A 3408-nucleotide genomic window follows, 5' to 3' on the forward strand; every position below is an offset into this window, starting at 1 on the left:
ACAACCCCCCGCGGCCCTGTCCCCCCCCCCGCCCGTCATGCGCGCCACGGGCGCGAAGCGCCCGTACGGGTCCGGGCAGCGCCCGGGGAACGGTGGAAGGGCGGGTAGGGGACCAGCCCCGCGCAGCGGACAACCCACCCGCAGGCGACCCACCGGCCCCGGCCACGGGAACCGGCCCCGCCCCGGTCCCGACGGACGGAGTCCGGCGCAGCGCCGCGAAGCCGGGGAGGCCCCCTGGGGCCGAGCCGCGCGAGCGGCGCGTCAAAAAAAGGTGACCCGGGTCACGCGGTCTCATGATCCGGGACGAGTTCGTCCGCATCGTGGACAGTAGTGGACTCCTCCAATCGGCACATGACACGCTTCGGCCATGAATGGAGCTGGAATTGCCTTGGTGAGTCGGCGGCACGTCGACCTCGGCCGCATGGCCAGCGCCATCTGTCCGGCGCGCTGACGGAACCAGCACCCGCCGCACATCGCCGCAGTCCCCGCCGCCGCGGACGCGTCGATCACCCGCAAGCCCCCTGAGGCCGAACACCGCCCCCTGCCTGTCGGCAACCCCGACACACGGGCGGAAATCAGCCACACCTGCTCAGAGACTCCAGCGTGACAGGGGCGCGCCGCCGCTCCCCCCTGCCTCCACCTCGAGCCGTTGAAGAAGGACGTACCCGCCATGGCCGCCACCCCTGAAACGCCCGCAGCCGCCCCCGCAGCCGCAGCGCGCCGCAAGACCGGCCGTCACCGCGGCGAGGGCCAGTGGGCCGTCGGGCACCACACGCCCCTCAACGGCAACGAGCAGTTCAAGAAGGACGACGACGGTCTCAACGTGCGGACGCGCATTGAGACGATCTACTCCAAGGCGGGCTTCGACTCGATCGACCCCAACGACCTGCGCGGCCGTATGCGCTGGTGGGGCCTCTACACCCAGCGCAAGCCCGGGATCGACGGCGGCAAGACCGCGATCCTGGAGCCGGAGGAGCTGGACGACAAGTACTTCATGCTGCGCGTCCGCATCGACGGCGGCCGGCTGACCACCGAGCAGCTCCGCGTCATCGGCGAGATCTCCGAGGAGTTCGCGCGGGGCACCGCCGACCTCACCGACCGCCAGAACGTGCAGTACCACTGGATCCGGATCGAGGACGTCCCCGAGATCTGGCGCCGCCTGGAGGCCGTCGGCCTGTCGACCACCGAGGCCTGCGGTGACACGCCCCGCGTCATCCTCGGTTCGCCCGTCGCCGGCATCGCCCAGGACGAGATCATCGACGGCACGCCCGCCATCGACGAGATCTACCGCCGCATCGTCGGCAACCCGGACTTCTCCAACCTGCCCCGCAAGTTCAAGTCCGCGATCTCCGGCTCGCCGCTGCTCGACGTGGCGCACGAGATCAACGACATCGCCTTCGTCGGCGTGAACCACCCCGAGCACGGTCCCGGCTTCGACGTCTGGGTCGGCGGCGGCCTGTCCACCAACCCCAAGCTGGGCGTCCGCCTCGGCACCTGGGTCTCCCTGGACGAGGTCCCCGACGTCTACGAGGGCGTCATCTCGATCTTCCGCGACTACGGCTACCGGCGCCTGCGCACCCGCGCCCGCCTGAAGTTCCTCGTCGCCGACTGGGGCGCGGCCAAGTTCCGCCAGGTCCTGGAGGACGAGTACCTCAAGCGGAAGCTGACCGACGGCCCCGCGCCCGAGCAGCCCAGCGGCCAGTGGCGCGACCACGTCGGCGTGCACCAGCAGCAGGACGGCAAGTTCTACGTCGGCTTCGCGCCCCGCGTCGGCCGGGTGGACGGCGCCACGCTCACCAAGATCGCGGGCGTCGCCGAGCAGCACGGTTCCGGCCGCCTGCGGACCACCGCCGAGCAGAAGATGATCGTCCTCGACATCGAGGCCGACCAGGTCGACTCGGTCGTCGCGGCCCTGGAGGCGCTGGACCTGCGGGTCAAGCCGTCCCCGTTCCGCCGCGGCACGATGGCCTGCACCGGCATCGAGTTCTGCAAGCTGGCCATCGTCGAGACCAAGGCGCGCGGCGCCTCGCTGATCGACGAGCTGGAGCGCCGCCTGCCGGACTTCGCCGAGCCGCTCACCATCAACATCAACGGCTGCCCGAACGCCTGCGCCCGTATCCAGGTGGCGGACATCGGTCTCAAGGGGCAGCTGGTCCTGGACGACGACGGCAACCAGGTGGAGGGCTACCAGGTCCACCTGGGCGGCGCCCTCGGCCTGGAGGCCGGCTTCGGCCGCAAGGTCCGCGGCCTCAAGGTCACCTCGGCCGGTCTGCCCGACTACGTCGAGCGGGTCGTCAAGCGCTTCGAGGAGGAGCGCGAGGACGGCGAGCGCTTCGCCGCCTGGGTCGGCCGCGCCAGCGACGCGAGCCTCTCATGAGCGAGCGCGCAGCACCGTTCTACTGCCCGTACTGCGGCGACGAGGACCTGTTTCCCCACGAGACGGGTCACGGCGCCTGGGAATGCAGGGCCTGCAACCGAGCCTTCCAGCTGAAGTACCTGGGGCTGCTGGCCCGGGGTGTTCAGTCCAACACCGCTGGAGGGGACGAGATATGACCACGACTCAAGACGTGAGTCTCAGAGAACTGGCCGAGCAGGCGGGCCGCGACCTGGAGGACGCCTCCGCGCTGGACATCCTGCGCTGGGCGGTCGACACCTTCGGGAAGAAGTTCTGCGTGACCTCCTCCATGGAGGACGCGGTCGTCGCCCACCTGGCTTCGCGCGCGGCCCCGGGCGTGGACGTGGTCTTCCTCGACACCGGGTACCACTTCGAGGAGACGATCGGCACCCGTGACGCCGTGGAGGCGGTGATGGACGTCAACGTCATCACGCTGACCCCGCGCCAGTCGGTCGCCGAGCAGGACGCCGAGTACGGGCCGAAGCTCCACGACCGCGACCCGGACCTGTGCTGCGCGCTGCGCAAGGTCAAGCCCCTCGAAGACGGCCTGACCGCGTACGACGCGTGGGCGACCGGTCTGCGCCGCGACGAGTCCCCGACCCGGGCCAACACCCCGGTCGTCGGCTGGGACGAGAAGCGGGGCAAGGTCAAGGTCTCCCCGATCGCCCGCTGGACGCAGGACGACGTGGACGCGTACGTCGCCGAGCACGGGGTCCTGACCAACCCGCTGCTGATGGACGGCTACACCTCCGTCGGCTGCGCCCCCTGCACCCGCCGGGTCGCGGAGGGCGAGGACGTACGGGCCGGCCGCTGGGCCGGACGCGGCAAGACCGAGTGCGGACTCCACGGCTGATGACCACAACACCTACGGACACCACGGAACTTACGGAGAAGCGGATGAGCGTGACCGGCCAGGGAGCCACGGTGTGGCTGACCGGTCTGCCCAGCGCGGGCAAGACCACCATCGCGTACGCGCTGGCCGAGCGGCTGCGCGCCGAGGGCCACAAGGTGGA

Annotated in this window: 5 protein-coding genes; all 5 read left to right on the forward strand. The window is 70.8% G+C overall.

Annotated features, from left to right (window positions below; all coding sequences use genetic code 11):
• The first annotated feature begins 367 nt into the window (after positions 1 to 367).
• Positions 368 to 451 (forward strand): putative leader peptide, encoded by an 84-nt coding sequence (locus tag ACQKM2_RS40685; RefSeq protein ID WP_349637122.1) that lies wholly within the window; start codon positions 368 to 370, stop codon positions 449 to 451.
• A gap of 219 nt (positions 452 to 670) precedes the next feature.
• A complete protein-coding gene (locus ACQKM2_RS40690; protein ID WP_427719215.1) occupies positions 671 to 2377 on the forward strand; it encodes a nitrite/sulfite reductase in 1707 nt (568 codons plus the stop codon).
• Positions 2374 to 2553 (forward strand): hypothetical protein, encoded by a 180-nt coding sequence (locus ACQKM2_RS40695; protein WP_125815005.1) that lies wholly within the window; start codon positions 2374 to 2376, stop codon positions 2551 to 2553. The genes ACQKM2_RS40690 and ACQKM2_RS40695 overlap by 4 nt, the downstream gene beginning before the upstream one ends.
• A complete protein-coding gene (locus tag ACQKM2_RS40700) occupies positions 2550 to 3248 on the forward strand; it encodes a phosphoadenylyl-sulfate reductase (protein WP_427719218.1) in 699 nt (232 codons plus the stop codon). Before ACQKM2_RS40695 ends, ACQKM2_RS40700 begins: the two co-directional genes overlap by 4 nt.
• Positions 3248 to 3408: adenylyl-sulfate kinase (locus ACQKM2_RS40705; RefSeq protein WP_427719221.1), on the forward strand; the 161-nt coding region annotated here is incomplete at its 3' end. The genes ACQKM2_RS40700 and ACQKM2_RS40705, both read left to right, overlap by 1 nt.

This window comes from Streptomyces sp. NPDC004126, from assembly GCF_050275515.1.
Lineage (GTDB): Bacteria > Actinomycetota > Actinomycetes > Streptomycetales > Streptomycetaceae > Streptomyces.

Bases quoted from the DNA above. Each gene is read 5' to 3' on its own strand.
- ACQKM2_RS40690 (WP_427719215.1), top strand. From the start codon at position 671: ATGGCCGCCACCCCTGAAACGCCCGCAGCCGCCCCCGCAGCCGCAGCG.
- ACQKM2_RS40695 (WP_125815005.1), top strand. From the start codon at position 2,374: ATGAGCGAGCGCGCAGCACCGTTCTACTGCCCGTACTGCGGCGACGAG.
- ACQKM2_RS40685 (WP_349637122.1), top strand. From the start codon at position 368: ATGAATGGAGCTGGAATTGCCTTGGTGAGTCGGCGGCACGTCGACCTC.
- ACQKM2_RS40700 (WP_427719218.1), top strand. From the start codon at position 2,550: ATGACCACGACTCAAGACGTGAGTCTCAGAGAACTGGCCGAGCAGGCG.